Below are 14240 nucleotides of genomic sequence, written 5' to 3'. Positions count from 1 at the left end.
AGTGTCCCTAATCCCTGAATCCGGTGGACTGCGCAGCCATGGCTACCTCATCGGTCCCAGCATGGTATCGAAGGGCCAGGCAAAGCAAGGGCCCATAGGCAAGCAAGAGCCCCAGTATGGCACTTAAAAGCCCCAGCCCCACCAGCAAAGCGATAGGCAGCAACCAGCACAGGTTGATGGCGAGTACCGCCAGGGTCACCGGGCGATGAGCGCCATGCCGACGGGAGGCCCACTGGTAGGCGTGGGTGCGATGGGCCTCGTAGGGCTTCTTGCCCCGGCTCAGCCGCCGCGACAGCGTCCAGGTCGCATCGACCACGAAGACACCGAGCAGGATCAGCCAGGCCCAGAAAAGCGACAGCTCGACCAACGCCGCCTGCAACGACAGCATGCCGAGGATCAAGCCGAGAAAGCCACTGCCGACATCGCCCATGAAGATGCGCGCCGGCGGGAAGTTCCAGCACAGGAACCCCCCCACGGCTGCGGCCAGCAGCAGGGGCGCGCCTAGCAAGACGCCATGGCCGGTCACGGCATAGATCAGCGCCATGCCCAGACAGACGGCGAGCGCTTCGCCGCCGGCGATACCGTCGATGCCGTCCATGAAGTTGTAGAGGTTGAGCAGCCAGACCAGATAGAGAACGCCAAGAACCGTCACCAGCCAGCCGGGTAGCCCCAGAACAGCGGACAGCTGCGCAGGAAGCGCGCCATAGCCGCCCAGCCACAGCAGCGCAGCGACGGCAGCTAGGAAATGACCGAGCAGGCGCCAGCCGGCGCCCACGTGCCGGTGATCGTCGACGAAGCCGAGCACCGCCACCAGCAGCCCCGCCCCTATCAGGACGCCGCAGGAAGCCGGATCGAGCTGTCCCAGCAGGCGCAGCACGGCACAACCGAGCACGAACACTAGGACGATCGCCAGGCCGCCGCCACGGGGCGTCGCCACCTGGTGCGAACTGCGCGCATTGGGTTCGTCGAGCAGGCCACCGGACAGGGCGTAGCGGCGCAGCGCCGCCGTGCCCAGCCAGCTGCAGCCGCCGGCCAGCAGCAACAGGAGCAGCATCATCGCCGTCCCTCCGCGCCGGCCCGTTGCGCCCCTAGCGCACGCAAGGCGACTCGCGCCGACAGCGGCGGCCGCCAGCCGAGCAAGGTCTTGGTGGGCTGGATGTCGACCTGCAGCGAACCACAGAGACGTTGCGCCACCTCGCCCCGCCCCAGCAACCTGGCGCCCCATTCGAGCCAGGTGGACGGAACGGCGATCAGCCGGGATTTCCGACCCAGGCCTTCGGCCAGCAATTCGAGCAGCTCGGCGGTGGAAAGATCTTCATCGTCGCTGACCAGGAGGATGGCACCGGCCGCCCTGGGCGCCGCGATGCACAGGATCAACAGATCGAGCAGATTCTCCAGCGCGAGCAGACTGCGCCTGTTGTGCCGAACGCCCCCCAGGGGCAGCGGCACGCCCCGCGCCAGGGTATCCAGCAGGCGGGCCACATTGGCCTTTACCCCGGGCCCGTAGATCAGCGGTGGACGCACGATGACCACTTCCAGTCCGGTCTCGGCCATCAGCGCCAGCAGCTGCTGCTCGGCGGCCGCCTTGGAGCGTGCATAGGCATCGGTGGGTGCCGGAAGATCGTCAGCGCGAAAGGACTTGCCGGGAAGGGTCCAGTCACCATTGACCTTGATGCTGCTGACAAAGATGAAGCGACGGACGCCGGCAGCCAGGGCGTCTCGGGCCAGCTTGAGGGTTGCCGCCCGATTCACCTCATCGTAGCAAGCCTCGCTGACCACGCCTGGCTGCTCGCCCAGCTGATGGACCCGAGCGGCGAGATGGATGACGGTATCCACCCCTGCCAGGGTCTCGGACCAGTCGGTATCGGCGGACAACTCCCGGATCACCGGAATCACCGCGCCCGAGGCGGCGGCCGGCTGGCGCTGCGCGGCGACCACCGGATACCCTTTGGCCTGAAGCTGCCGAACCAGGGCCGCGCCGACGAAGCCCCCCGCCCCTGTCACCAGAATCTTGCGTTCCATCAATGCGTTGCGCCGTGCCAGTCAGCCAGGAAAGGGCGCTTATGGTAAGACATTGCCCCGCAAGGGCCTAGCCACGCAAAACGCAGGCATAAAAAAGCCCGCCGAACCTGGGCTCGGCGGGCCGAAAAACTTGAGAAGCTTAGAAGGTCTTGGCGGAAGCCTGGACTTCAACGGCCTGGAAGCGAGCAGCCGGCTGGGCAACGTAGTGGCGCGAGAAGCTCTCGACGCGCTGAGCGGGCTGCAGGAACAGAGCAACCATCCAGCTACCGGCCAGGGCGGCTACAGCCAGGAAAGGATGACCGAGGTGCATGCTGGTGAAGCAGGCGGCGATACCGATCCAGATGAAAAGATAGTGGCGCATGACAACTTCCTCACTCGGCGTGGACTACGAGGTCACCCAAGACCTTATGTGAAGGAAGTCTCATACAAAAATCGGAACCCGTCTACAAAAATATCAAAACGGCTTGACTTTTTTTGTAAACGTCAAAATAACGCTATAAGCCTGATAAACAACGCTTTTTTGACGACTTTGGGCTAGCCAGAAAAATAAGGAAAATCTGCCACTTGCCGGACAGGCAAGGAAAAGGCAGGCATTAGCGACGGCTTTATGACTCAAGCTCGTTGACCCTGTCCCGCAGCTCCTTGCCGGGCTTGAAGTGCGGAACGAACTTGCCGTCCAGTAGCACCGATTCGCCGGTCTTGGGATTGCGTCCCGTACGGGGTTCGCGATAGTGCAGTGAGAAGCTGCCGAAGCCCCGGATCTCGATACGGTCCCCGGTGGAAAGTGCCTGGGCCATCTGCTCCAGCATGGTCTTGATCGCCAGCTCGACATCCCTGGACGACAACTGCCCCTGATAGGAAACGATGCGCTCGATCAACTCCGACTTGGTCATGGATTTTTTCCTTCGTTATCAAGCGGCTAGATCACCTCAAAGAGCTTTTAGCACGCTGGCGGATTTTTGAAAAGTCAAGCGGACGACTTTGATCCCGGCAACTTTTTACGGGTCATGACCTCCCCGCCCACTTTTCGCCAGGCAAAAAAAAGCGACCCCGGAGGGTCGCCTTTCACTCAAGCTCGAACTTAGTTCTGGCTTTCCATCTGCGCCTTGATCAGGTCGCCGATGGTGGTGGGGCCAGCAGCAGGCTCTTGCTTGCTACGCAGGGAGCTCATGGCTTCCTTCTCATCGTCGACGTCCTTGGACTTGACGGAGAGGCTGATCACGCGGCTCTTGCGATCGATGCTGATGATCTTGGCTTCGACTTCGTCGCCTTCCTTCAGCACGTTACGGGCGTCTTCGACGCGATCACGACTGATTTCGGACGCCTTCAGGACGCCTTCGATCTCGTTGGCCAGGGTGATGACGGCGCCCTTGGCATCCACTTCCTTGACGGTACCGCGCACGATGGTGCCTTTCTCGTTCAGGGAGGCGTAGTTGGAGAACGGATCGTCTTCCAGCTGCTTGATGCCCAGGGAGATGCGCTCGCGCTCCGGGTCGACCGACAGGATCACGGTGTCCAGCTCGTCACCCTTCTTGAAGCGACGCACGGCTTCTTCGCCGGTTTCGTTCCAGGAGATGTCGGACAGGTGTACCAGGCCGTCGATGCCGCCTTCCAGACCAATGAAGATACCGAAATCGGTGATCGACTTGATGGTGCCGGAGATGCGGTCGCCCTTGTTGAACTGACCCGAGAACTCTTCCCACGGGTTAGCGCGGCACTGCTTGATGCCCAGGGAGATACGACGACGCTCTTCGTCGATATCCAGGACCATGACTTCCACTTCGTCGCCGACCTGAACGACCTTGGACGGGTGGATGTTCTTGTTGGTCCAATCCATTTCGGACACGTGCACCAGGCCTTCCACGCCCTCTTCCAGCTCGGCGAAGCAGCCGTAGTCGGTAAGGTTGGTGACGCGCGCCTGAACGCGGGTGCCTTCCGGGTAACGGGCCTTGATGGCGACCCACGGATCTTCGCCCAGCTGCTTCAGACCCAGGGAGACGCGGTTGCGCTCACGGTCGAACTTCAGCACCTTGACGTCGATCTCGTCGCCGACGTTGACGATTTCCGACGGATGCTTGATGCGCTTCCAGGCCATGTCGGTGATGTGCAGCAGGCCGTCTACGCCGCCCAGGTCGACGAACGCACCGTAGTCGGTGAGGTTCTTGACGATACCCTTGACTTGCTGGCCTTCCTGCAGGGATTCCAGCAGAGCTTCACGCTCGGCGCTGTTCTCGGCTTCCAGGACGCTACGACGGGAAACGACAACGTTGTTGCGCTTCTGGTCCAGCTTGATGACCTTGAACTCGAGTTCCTTGCCTTCCAGGTGAGTGGTGTCACGCACCGGACGGACATCGACCAGGGAGCCCGGCAGGAACGCGCGGATGCCGCTGACGTCGACGGTGAAACCGCCCTTGACCTTGCCGTTGATGACACCCTTGACCACTTCGTCGGCGCTGAACGCGGCTTCCAGGACCAGCCAGGACTCGGCGCGCTTGGCCTTTTCGCGAGACACTTTGGTTTCGCCGAAACCGTCTTCGACGGCATCCAGGGCTACGTGGACTTCGTCACCCACGTTGATGGTCAGCTCGCCTTGTTCGTTGTAGAACTGCTCGAGCGGAACCAGGCCTTCGGATTTCAGGCCGGTATCGACCACAACCCAGTCGCCATCGATCGACACCACGGTGCCGACGATGATGGCGCCCGGCTGCATGTCGAGGGATTTCAGACTTTCTTCAAAGAGTTCTGCGAAGCTTTCGCTCATGTTCATACCTGTTGTATGGATACCCGATGTATCCGGCTACCGCATGACCAGCCCATGCGGGGTGAGTGGTTACCATCCGGCTGCCGGGATGCGACTGGTTCCCGGCAGCTTTCACCGACGACTCGGATGAGTCTCGGCCTTCATCCCGCCAGGTCGCGTTCGGCGGCCAGGGTCAGGATGCGTTCCAATACCTGTTGTATGGAGAGATGCGTGGAATCCAGCTCGACGGCGTCGTCGGCCGGCTTGAGCGGAGCAACGCTACGCTGACTATCGCGGGCGTCCCGCTCACGGATCTCTTCCAGGAGGGCAGGCAAGCTAACATTTTCGCCCTTCTGCTTCAACTGAAGATAACGCCTCTGTGCCCGTTCCTCGGCACCGGCGGTCAGAAAGATCTTCAGCTCGGCATCCGGAAACACCACGGTGCCCATGTCCCGACCATCGGCGACCAGACCGGGCGCCTCGCGGAACGCCTGCTGGCGCTGCAGCAGGGCATCGCGGACGGCGGGCAGGGTGGCGACCTGGGAGGCGCCGGCGCCGACTTCCTCGGTACGGATGACGTCGGTGACATCCTCGCCTTCGAGGATGATGCGCTGGCCGTGCTCATGCCCGGCAAGGAACTGGACGTCCAGATGGGCCGCCAGCAACTTGAGCGACTCCTCGTTGGTGTAGTCCACGCCATGGTTGCGGGCAGCGAAGGCCAGCAGGCGGTAGAGCGCGCCGGAATCCAGCAGGTTCCAGCCCAGCTGGCGGGCGACCAGCGCCGCAAGGGTGCCCTTCCCCGAACCGCCGGGGCCATCGAGGGTGATGACGGGTGCGGTACTGCTCATGAGTGCCCCTCCGTAAGAGATTGATGGACGACGACCTGGGCGCCGGCCTGGGTACGACTGGCGAGGATGCGCCCGAAATATTCGCGCGCGCCACGCGCATGGGTCAGCACCTCCATGAGGAACTGACCATCGCCGGCCTGGATGGCGCCACGCAGTTCGTCGAGATCGGCGCGATAGGTGTCCAGGGCCTGCAGCACGGCTTCGCGATTGGCGATGAAGATGTCGTGCCACATGGTCGGATCACTGCCGGCGATGCGGGTGAAGTCGCGGAAACCGCCGGCAGCGTAATGGAAGATCTCGCGGTTTTCGCTGCGCTTGGCCAGGGAATCCACCAGATTGAAGGCCAGCAGGTGCGGCAGGTGGCTGGTGGCGGCGAGGACCTGGTCGTGATGCTCGACGGTCATGTGCTCGACATCAGCCCCTATGGCGCGCCAGAGCTGGTCGACCTTGTCCAGATCGGCCGCCAGGGTCTCTTCCAGGGGCGTGAGGATGACCTTGTGCCGGTTGAACAGCGCCGCATTGGCCGCGGTGACGCCACTGCGCTCGGAGCCGGCGATGGGATGACCCGGCACGAAGCGCAGCGACTGGCCGGCGAAGGCCTGGCGAGCGGCGCGCACCACGTTACCCTTGGCGCTGCCGACGTCGGTGAGGATGGCACCCTGCAGCGGCAAGGCCGCAAGATCGGCCAGCACCCGTTCCATGGCCAGGATGGGCACGGCGAGCTGGATGACGTCGGCACCCGGGCAGGCATCACCGAGGTCGGCGACGCAGCGGTCGACGACGCCCAGTTCGACCGCCAGCCGGCGGGTCTCGGGATCGCGATCGACCCCGACGACCTCACGGCAGAGCCCACTGGCGCGGGCGCCCTTGGCGAAGGAGCCGCCGATCAGGCCCAGGCCGACAACGACGAGACGTTCGATCAGGGGGTTGGCCACTTCAGCCACGACCCAGGACCTTGCTCAGCGCCGCCAGGAAACGGGCGTTTTCCGCATCGGTGCCGATGGAGACGCGCAGGAAGGTCGGCATGCCATAGCCGGCGACGGGTCGCACGATGACACCCTCCTGCAGCAATCCCTGGTTGATCGGCGCGGCGTCGCGCCCCAGGTCCACGGCGATGAAATTGCCACGGGAGGGAATCCACTTGAGGTCCAGTTCGCGGAAACCGGCTTCCAGCTGGGCCATGCCGGCATCGTTGAGGGCCCGGCTGCGGGCCAGGTAGTCGCTGTCGGCCAGGGCCGCACAGGCCGCGGCCTGGGCCAGGCTGTTGACGTTGAACGGCTGGCGTACCCGATTGAGGACGTCGGCCACGGTCGGCGAGGAGAAGGCATAGCCGACGCGCAGGGCGGCCAGGCCATAGGCCTTGGAGAAGGTCCGCGAGACGATGAGGTTGGGGTACTGGGCCAGGAACGCCAGGCCGTCCGGCAGCTCGTCGCCCTCGGCGTATTCGATGTAGGCCTCGTCCAGCACCACCAGGACGTGTTCGGGTACGCGGGCGAGGAAGCGGGCCAGCGCCTCGCTGTCGAACCAGGTACCCGTGGGGTTGTTGGGGTTGGCGACAAAGACCACCCGGGTATCGGCATCGATGGCGGCGAGCATGGCGTCGAGGTCATGCCCGTAGTCCTTGGCCGGGACGCTGCGGCCTTCGGCACCGATCGCCAGGGTCACCAGCGGATAGACGGCGAAGGCGTGCTCGCTGAACACGGCGTTGTAGCCGGGCGCCAGGTAGGCACGGGCGACCAGCTCGAGGATGTCGTTGGAGCCGTTGCCCAGGGTGATGCCCTGGGCCGCCACGCCGAACCTCTGGCTCAGGGCCTGCTTGAGATCGAAACCGCCGCCATCGGGATAGCGGGTCAGCTCGGCCAGTTCGGCGCGAATGGCTTCGAGGGCCTTGGCGCTGGGGCCGAGCGGGTTCTCGTTGCTGGCGAGCTTGACGATGCTGGCAGGCGCCATGCCCAGTTCACGGGCCAGTTCATCGACGGGCTTGCCGGGCACGTAGGGCGAAAGTTTCTGTACGCCGGGAAGGGCTTGTGCCAGGAAATCGCAGCTCATGGAGACCTCTTCAACTTGCGATGACGACGGCTGGGCCGCCGAAAATGGGCGCCATCTTAAAGCCAAGGCGGGTCGCGGACCAATCGAAGTTGCGCCTGCGCGACGGAAAGCCCCTAGCTGATGGCGCTGTAACGCCCCGGCCGATGGTTGATCGCCAGGGTCAGATTGAGGATCACGGCGCCCAGGATCGAGACGAGGATGGCGCCGGGCTCGACGACCCACAGCGCCAGCAGGACGATCAGGCAATCGATGCCCATCTGCACCTTGCCCGCGCGCCAGCCATAGCGCTGCTGCAGATAGAGCACGGCGATGTTGATGCCGCCCAGGCTGGCCTGATGACGGAATAGGATCAGCAGCCCCACGCCCATCAGTACGCCGCCCACCACGGCGGCATAGAGGGGTTGCAGGGCACTGAAGGCGATGAAGTGCGGGGTCAACTCGGTCAGCAGCGACACCAGGGTCACGGCCGCCAGGGTCCGCAAGGTAAAGGCCCAGCCCATGCGCCGCACGGCCAGCCAGTAGAACGGCAGGTTGATAAGGAAGAAGGCCTGACCGAAGGAAAGGCGCGTGCCGTACTGGGCAAGAAAGGCCAGGCCCGCGGTACCGCCGGTGAGCAGGCCGGCCTGGCGATAGAGATTGACCGCCAGGGCGATCATCAGGGTCGCGCTGAGCAGGGCCAGCACGTCTTCGAGCAGGTTGTGCCGCTGGGGAGTCACGGAGGTCATGGGGGCCATCCTGGCGCGCGGGGGAAGCCGACCCCAAAGACGGGATCGGCCGGGAGGCTGTCAGCCGAGTTCGGCCAGCAGCTTCTCCCACTCCTTGGTTTCCTTCTTGGAGGGCGCACCCAGCAGCTCGACCGCCTGGCGCAGGCGGAAGCGAGTGAGGTCCGGACCGAGGATTTCCATGGCATCCAGCACCGAGACCGAACTGGCCTGGCCGGTGATGGCGGCGAACAGCAGCGGCATGACGTCGCGCAGCTTGAGCTGCTGGTGCTCGGCGACCGCCTGGATCACCGCGGTGATGCGCTCCTTGTCCCACTGGCGCAGGGCTTCGAGCTTCCACAGCAGCAGCTGCATGACCAGGCGGACCTGGTCGGCGGACAGCTTCTTGTGCTGGAACAGCGCCGGATCCAGATTCAGGGCGCCGCTGAAGAAGAAGCCGGCCAGCGGGGCGATCTGACTGAAGGTCTCGACCCGCTGCTGCACCAGCGGGGCGATCTTGAGCAGGTACTCGGGATTGAGCGCCCACTGCTGCACCTCGGCGGCGAAGCGCTCGGGGCTCAGCTCGCGCAGCCACTGGCCGTTGAGCCAGGAGAGCTTCTCGACGTCGAAGATCGGACCGCCCAGGGAGACGCGCTGGAGGTCGAAATGCTCGACCATCTCGTCCAGGGTGAATTTCTCGCGCTCGTCGGGCATGGACCAGCCCATGCGACCGAGGTAGTTGAGCATGGCTTCGGGCAGGTAGCCCATGCGCTGATAGAAGGTCACCGAGGTGGGGTTCTTGCGCTTGGAGAGCTTGCTCTTGTCGGGATTGCGCAGCAGTGGCATGTAGCACAGCTGCGGCTGCTCCCAGCCGAAGTATTCGTAGAGCTTGATCAGCTTGGGCGCCGAGGGCAGCCACTCTTCGCCGCGCAGGACGTGGGTGATGCCCATCAGGTGGTCGTCGACCACGTTGGCGAGGAAGTAGGTGGGCAGGCCGTCGGCCTTCATCAGCACCTGCATGTCCATGCGATCCCAGGGGATCTCGACATCGCCGCGCAGCAGGTCGGGGACGACGCAGACGCCCTCCTCCGGCACCTTCATGCGGATCACATAGGGCTGACCGGCGTCCAGGCGCTGCTGCACCTCTTCCCGGGACAGGCGCAGGCCGCGCCCGTCGTAGCGTGGGGTCTCGCCGCGCGCCTGCTGTTCGGCGCGCATCTGGTCGAGTTCTTCCGGGGTGGCGAAACAGAGGAAGGCATGACCCTTCTCCACCAGCTCCCGGGCGTACTTCCAGTAGATCTCGCCGCGCTCGCTCTGCCGATAGGGACCGTGCGGGCCACCGACGTCCGGGCCCTCGTCCCATTCGATGCCCAGCCAGCGCAGGGCGTCGTAGATCTGCTGTTCGGATTCGCGGGTCGAGCGGACCTGGTCGGTATCCTCGATGCGCAGAATGAACTGACCGCCGTGCTGACGGGCAAAGCAGAGGTTGAACAGGGCAATATAGGCGGTACCGACATGCGGGTCGCCGGTGGGCGACGGCGCGATGCGCGTGCGAACGGTGGTCATCGGCTTTCTCGAGAAACGCGAAGGGGCAAAGGCGGAATGGTAGCAGCGCCGGGGCCGGCGCTGCCAGTTGGGCCATAGCCTCAGACTTGCACGAGACGCTCGCGCAGGGCCTGGATCTCGTCGCGCAGCTGGGCGGCGGACTCGAACTGCAGGTCGCGCGCCAGTTGCAGCATCTTCTCTTCGAGCTGGCGGATGCGCTTGCCGATCTCGCTCGGCGAGCGCAGTTCGGCGGCGTATTCGCCCTGGTCCTCGGCGGCCTTGGCCACTCGGCGCTTGCCCTTGGCACCCGGGGCCGCGGCGCCTTCCATGATGTCGCGGATGTCCTTCTTGATGCCCTGGGGCACGATGCCGTGTTCTTCGTTGAAGGCCAGCTGCTTGTTGCGTCGCCGTTCGGTCTCGTCGATGGCGCGCTGCATGGAGCCGGTCATGTTGTCGGCATAGAGGATGGCCTTGCCGTTGAGGTTGCGCGCGGCCCGGCCGATGGTCTGGATCAGCGAACGCTCGGAACGCAGGAAGCCTTCCTTGTCGGCGTCGAGCACCGCCACCAGGGAGACTTCCGGCATGTCCAGGCCTTCGCGCAGCAGGTTGATGCCTACCAGGACGTCGAAGGTGCCCAGGCGCAGGTCGCGGATGATCTCCACCCGCTCCACGGTGTCGATGTCGGAGTGCAGGTAGCGCACCCGCACATCGTGGTCGGCCAGGTAGTCGGTCAGGTCCTCGGCCATGCGCTTGGTCAGGGTGGTACAGAGCACCCGCTCCTCCTGGGCCACCCGCAGGCGGATCTCGGAGAGCAGGTCGTCCACCTGGGTGGTGGCCGGACGGATCTCGATGATCGGATCGACCAGGCCGGTGGGTCGCACCACCTGCTCGACCACGCGGCCGGCGTGCTCTTCCTCGTAGGGACCGGGGGTGGCCGAGACGAAGATGGTCTGGGGCGCCCCGGCTTCCCACTCCTCGAACTTCAGAGGCCGGTTGTCCAGCGCCGAGGGCAGGCGGAAGCCGTACTCGACCAAGGTTTCCTTGCGCGAGCGGTCGCCCTTGAACATGGCGCCGATCTGCGGAACGGTGACGTGGGATTCGTCGATCACCAGCAGGGCATTGCTCGGCAGATAGTCATAGAGGGTCGGCGGCGGCTCGCCCGGACCACGCCCGGACAGGTAGCGGCTGTAGTTCTCGATGCCGTTGCAATAGCCCAGTTCGAGGATCATCTCCAGGTCGAAGCGGGTGCGCTGCTCCAGGCGCTGGGCTTCGAGCAGGCGATTCTGGCTGCGCAGCCATTCCAGGCGATCGGCGAGCTCCAGCTTGATGTTCTCGATGGCGCCCAGCAGGGTCTCGCGCGGGGTGGCGTAGTGGGTCTTGGGATAGAAGGTGAAGCGCGGCAGCTTGCGGATCACCTCGCCAGTCAACGGATCGAAGGCCGACAGGCTTTCCACCTCGTCGTCGAACAGTTCGATGCGCACTGCTTCCAGGTCGGATTCCGCAGGGAAGATGTCGATGACGTCGCCGCGTACCCGGAAGGTCGCGCGGGCGAATTCCATGTCATTGCGGCTGTACTGCAGCTCGGCCAGCCGGCGCAGGATGGTGCGCTGGTCGATGCGGTCGCCGCGATCCAGGTGCAGGACCATCTTCAGGTAGGCCTCGGGACTGCCCAGGCCGTAGATGGAGGACACCGAGGCGACGATGATGGCGTCCTTGCGCTCCAGCAGCGCCTTGGTGGCGGACAGGCGCATCTGCTCGATATGGTCGTTGATGGACGAGTCCTTCTCGATGAAGGTGTCCGACGAGGGCACGTAGGCTTCCGGCTGGTAGTAGTCGTAGTAGGAGACGAAGTACTCCACCGAGTTGTTCGGGAAGAAGGCCTTGAATTCGCCATAGAGCTGGGCGGCCAGGGTCTTGTTCGGCGCCAGCACCATGGTCGGGCGCTGCACCTGGGCGATGACGTTGGCGATGCTGAAGGTCTTGCCCGAGCCGGTCACGCCGAGCAGGGTCTGGTGCGACAGCCCTGCTTCCAGGCCTTCCACCATCTGGCGAATGGCTTCGGGCTGGTCGCCGGCCGGGGTGTAGCGGGTGGAGAGCTGGAATGCGGACATGGCTGCCTCAATAGCGCGGAAATGCACGGACGACACCGCGCCGGCCGGGGGTCGGGGCGATGCGGACGAGGAAAGGACTGGAACCACCCAGATGAGGTCGCAAGCGCCCTTTTGCAATCCGCCTGCGCCGCCGCACGTCAGGAAAACTCCGACGGAGGTCGGGTCGCGATGGCGCCTGCAGGGGGCTATACTTCCGCTTCCTGAGCGTTCCGCCCTTCCCTTCACCCCTCATTCGAGCCCCTGCCCCATGAGTTTGTTCTCCGCCGTCGAAATGGCACCCCGTGACCCCATCCTTGGCCTGAACGAGGCCTATAACGCCGATGCCCGTCCGCACAAGGTCAATCTGGGCGTGGGGGTCTACTACGACGAGCAGGGCCGCATTCCGCTGTTGCGCGCCGTGGCCGAGGCCGAGAAGCAGCGCGTGGCCGCCCAGGCGCCGCGCGGCTACCTGCCCATCGAGGGCATCGCCGCCTACGACCAAGCCGTGCAACACCTGCTGTTCGGTGCCGAGTCGAGCCTGGTGCGCGAAGGCCGCGCCATCACCGTGCAGGCGGTTGGCGGCACCGGTGCGCTGAAGATCGGCGCCGACTTCCTCAAGCGGCTGCTGCCGGATGCCGTGGTCGCCATCAGCGACCCGAGCTGGGAAAACCACCGTGCGCTGTTCGAAAGCGCCGGCTTCCCCGTGCAGAACTATCGCTACTACGACGCCGCCAGCAACGGCCTGAATCGCGAAGGCTTCCTGGCCGATCTCCAGGCGCTGCCGGAGCGCTCGGTGGTGGTGCTGCATGCCTGCTGCCACAACCCCACCGGCGTCGATCTGCAGCCGGCCGACTGGCAGGCGGTGCTGGACGTGGTCAAGGCACGCAACCTGGTGCCCTTCCTCGACATCGCCTACCAGGGCTTTGGCGACGGCATCGAGGAAGACGCCCAGGCGGTACGCCTGTTCGCCGAGTCCGGTCTGACCTTCCTGGTCTCCAGTTCCTTCTCCAAATCCTTCTCGCTGTACGGCGAGCGGGTCGGCGCCCTGACCCTGGTCAGCGAGAGCCGCGAGGAAAGCGCCCGGGTGCTGTCCCAGGTCAAGCGCGTGATCCGCACCAACTACTCCAACCCGCCGACCCATGGCGCCACCATCGTCGCCAGCGTGCTGAGCAATCCCGAATTGCGCGCCCTGTGGGAAGCCGAACTGGGCGAAATGCGCCAGCGCATCCGCGCCATGCGCAACGCCCTGGTGGAAGGCCTGGCCGCCGCTGGCGCCACTCGCGACTTCGCCTTCGTCAACGCCCAGCGTGGCATGTTCTCCTACTCCGGCCTCACCGCCGAGCAGGTCGAGCGGCTGAAAAGCGAATTCGGCATCTATGCGGTCAGCACCGGACGCATCTGCGTAGCGGCGTTGAACGAGCGCAATCTGCCACCGACCGTCCAGGCCATCGCCGCCGTCCTGAAGGGCTAAGACGGCGCTTGCGGCAGCGCCTTTTCGAGACGCTGCCGAGGCTTGACTTCCCGTTATCTATCAGTAAGATACGCTCCGTTGTTCCGCGATAGCTCAGTCGGTAGAGCAAATGACTGTTAATCATTGGGTCCCTGGTTCGAGTCCAGGTCGCGGAGCCAAAATCTGAAAAGCCCGTAGCGGGTAACCGCTACGGGCTTTTTCATGGGCGCAGTTTGCCGGCTACCTGAGTTGGCAGAGGGCCTAGGCGTAGTGCGATTGCCGGCCGGGTAGCGGGCAACTGCGGTGCAACGCCTCCAGATCCCAGGGTTTGGGCAGAAAGGTCGCCCGCGCCGCGCGAGCGGGATTGTCGTCGCAATAGCCCGAGGTGATGACAATGGGCAGATTGGCCTGCCGCCCCCGTGCCTGCAGCGCCAGGTCCACGCCGCTCAGGATTCCCGGCATGCGCACATCGGTGAAGAGCAGATCCAGCTGCGGCTGCTCGTCCTGCAGAAAGGCACAGGCGGCATCGGCACTGCCGAAGGCATGCACCTGATAACCCCACCCCTCGAACAGTTCCTGCAACAGATCCAGCAGGACAGGCTCATCTTCGGCGACCAATACGCGCTGGCGATTCATGAGCGGATCCTGTGATGGTTAAGACGCAATCGTTTGACCATAACGTTTCGCTGCCGTCCTGACTTGTACGACCAAGGGACAGGCTGTACAAGAAAAAGCTCCCCGGGACCGGCCAAAGCCAGCAATTTCGACCCGGGAGGTGCAGGCCTTGTACAGGAA

The 14240-nt window shown here is 64.5% G+C and carries 12 protein-coding genes, 1 tRNA gene and 1 pseudogene; 2 read left to right on the top strand and 12 right to left on the bottom strand.

What is annotated here, in order from left to right; genetic code table 11:
• Window positions 1-7: 7 nt before the first annotated feature.
• The 11 genes and pseudogenes from FHR73_RS02155 to uvrB form a co-directional block, all read right to left on the bottom strand.
• Window positions 8-1054, bottom strand: coding sequence for an MraY family glycosyltransferase (locus FHR73_RS02155; protein WP_409258658.1), 1047 nt, complete (start codon window positions 1052-1054; stop codon window positions 8-10).
• A complete protein-coding gene (locus FHR73_RS02150) occupies window positions 1054-2022 on the bottom strand; it encodes an NAD-dependent epimerase/dehydratase family protein (protein WP_183629203.1) in 969 nt (322 codons plus the stop codon). The genes FHR73_RS02155 and FHR73_RS02150 overlap by 1 nt, the downstream gene beginning before the upstream one ends.
• Before the next feature lie 139 nt (window positions 2023-2161).
• On the bottom strand, window positions 2162-2383 hold the full coding sequence (locus FHR73_RS02145) for a hypothetical protein (RefSeq protein WP_132832048.1): 222 nt from the start codon (window positions 2381-2383) through the stop codon (window positions 2162-2164).
• A gap of 244 nt (window positions 2384-2627) precedes the next feature.
• Window positions 2628-2915: an integration host factor subunit beta gene (gene ihfB, locus FHR73_RS02140; protein ID WP_183629201.1), complete on the bottom strand. Its 288-nt coding sequence runs from the start codon at window positions 2913-2915 to the stop codon at window positions 2628-2630.
• Between the two features lie 188 nt (window positions 2916-3103).
• Window positions 3104-4783 carry a 30S ribosomal protein S1 gene (rpsA, locus tag FHR73_RS02135; RefSeq protein WP_007160397.1) on the bottom strand — a complete coding sequence of 560 codons (1680 nt, stop codon included), beginning with the start codon at window positions 4781-4783 and terminating at the stop codon, window positions 3104-3106.
• 140 nt (window positions 4784-4923) lie between these two features.
• The gene (cmk, locus tag FHR73_RS02130; RefSeq protein WP_007160398.1) at window positions 4924-5610 is read right to left on the bottom strand and encodes a (d)CMP kinase; all 687 of its coding nucleotides are present in this window, start codon (window positions 5608-5610) and stop codon (window positions 4924-4926) included.
• Between the two features lie 23 nt (window positions 5611-5633).
• Window positions 5634-6554 (bottom strand): annotated as a pseudogene (locus tag FHR73_RS02125) (prephenate dehydrogenase/arogenate dehydrogenase family protein); the annotation flags it as partial.
• Entirely contained in the window at window positions 6547-7659 is a 1113-nt protein-coding gene (gene hisC, locus FHR73_RS02120; RefSeq protein WP_183629197.1) for a histidinol-phosphate transaminase, read from the bottom strand. The gene hisC and the pseudogene FHR73_RS02125, both read right to left, overlap by 8 nt.
• Before the next feature lie 113 nt (window positions 7660-7772).
• Entirely contained in the window at window positions 7773-8384 is a 612-nt protein-coding gene (locus tag FHR73_RS02115) for a YitT family protein (protein ID WP_183629195.1), read from the bottom strand.
• Between the two features lie 60 nt (window positions 8385-8444).
• Complete coding sequence (gene gltX / locus FHR73_RS02110; RefSeq protein WP_183629193.1) at window positions 8445-9926, bottom strand: glutamate--tRNA ligase; 1482 nt, start codon at window positions 9924-9926, stop codon at window positions 8445-8447.
• Between the two features lie 80 nt (window positions 9927-10006).
• On the bottom strand, window positions 10007-12016 hold the full coding sequence (gene uvrB / locus FHR73_RS02105; RefSeq protein WP_093254813.1) for an excinuclease ABC subunit UvrB: 2010 nt from the start codon (window positions 12014-12016) through the stop codon (window positions 10007-10009).
• 247 nt (window positions 12017-12263) lie between these two features.
• On the opposite strand from uvrB, the gene FHR73_RS02100 reads away from it, so the two are divergent.
• Window positions 12264-13466 carry an amino acid aminotransferase gene (locus FHR73_RS02100; protein ID WP_183629191.1) on the top strand — a complete coding sequence of 401 codons (1203 nt, stop codon included), beginning with the start codon at window positions 12264-12266 and terminating at the stop codon, window positions 13464-13466.
• Between the two features lie 82 nt (window positions 13467-13548).
• Window positions 13549-13624, top strand: a tRNA-Asn gene (locus FHR73_RS02095).
• A gap of 82 nt (window positions 13625-13706) precedes the next feature.
• On the opposite strand, the gene FHR73_RS02090 is transcribed toward FHR73_RS02095, so the two are convergent.
• Complete coding sequence (locus FHR73_RS02090) at window positions 13707-14081, bottom strand: response regulator (RefSeq protein ID WP_183629189.1); 375 nt, start codon at window positions 14079-14081, stop codon at window positions 13707-13709.
• Window positions 14082-14240 lie beyond the last annotated feature (159 nt).

It is taken from the genome of Pseudomonas sp. AS2.8, assembly GCF_014190935.1.
In the GTDB taxonomy this organism is placed as follows: domain Bacteria; phylum Pseudomonadota; class Gammaproteobacteria; order Pseudomonadales; family Pseudomonadaceae; genus Chryseomonas.
This window is presented reverse-complemented; position numbering and strand designations above follow the sequence as displayed.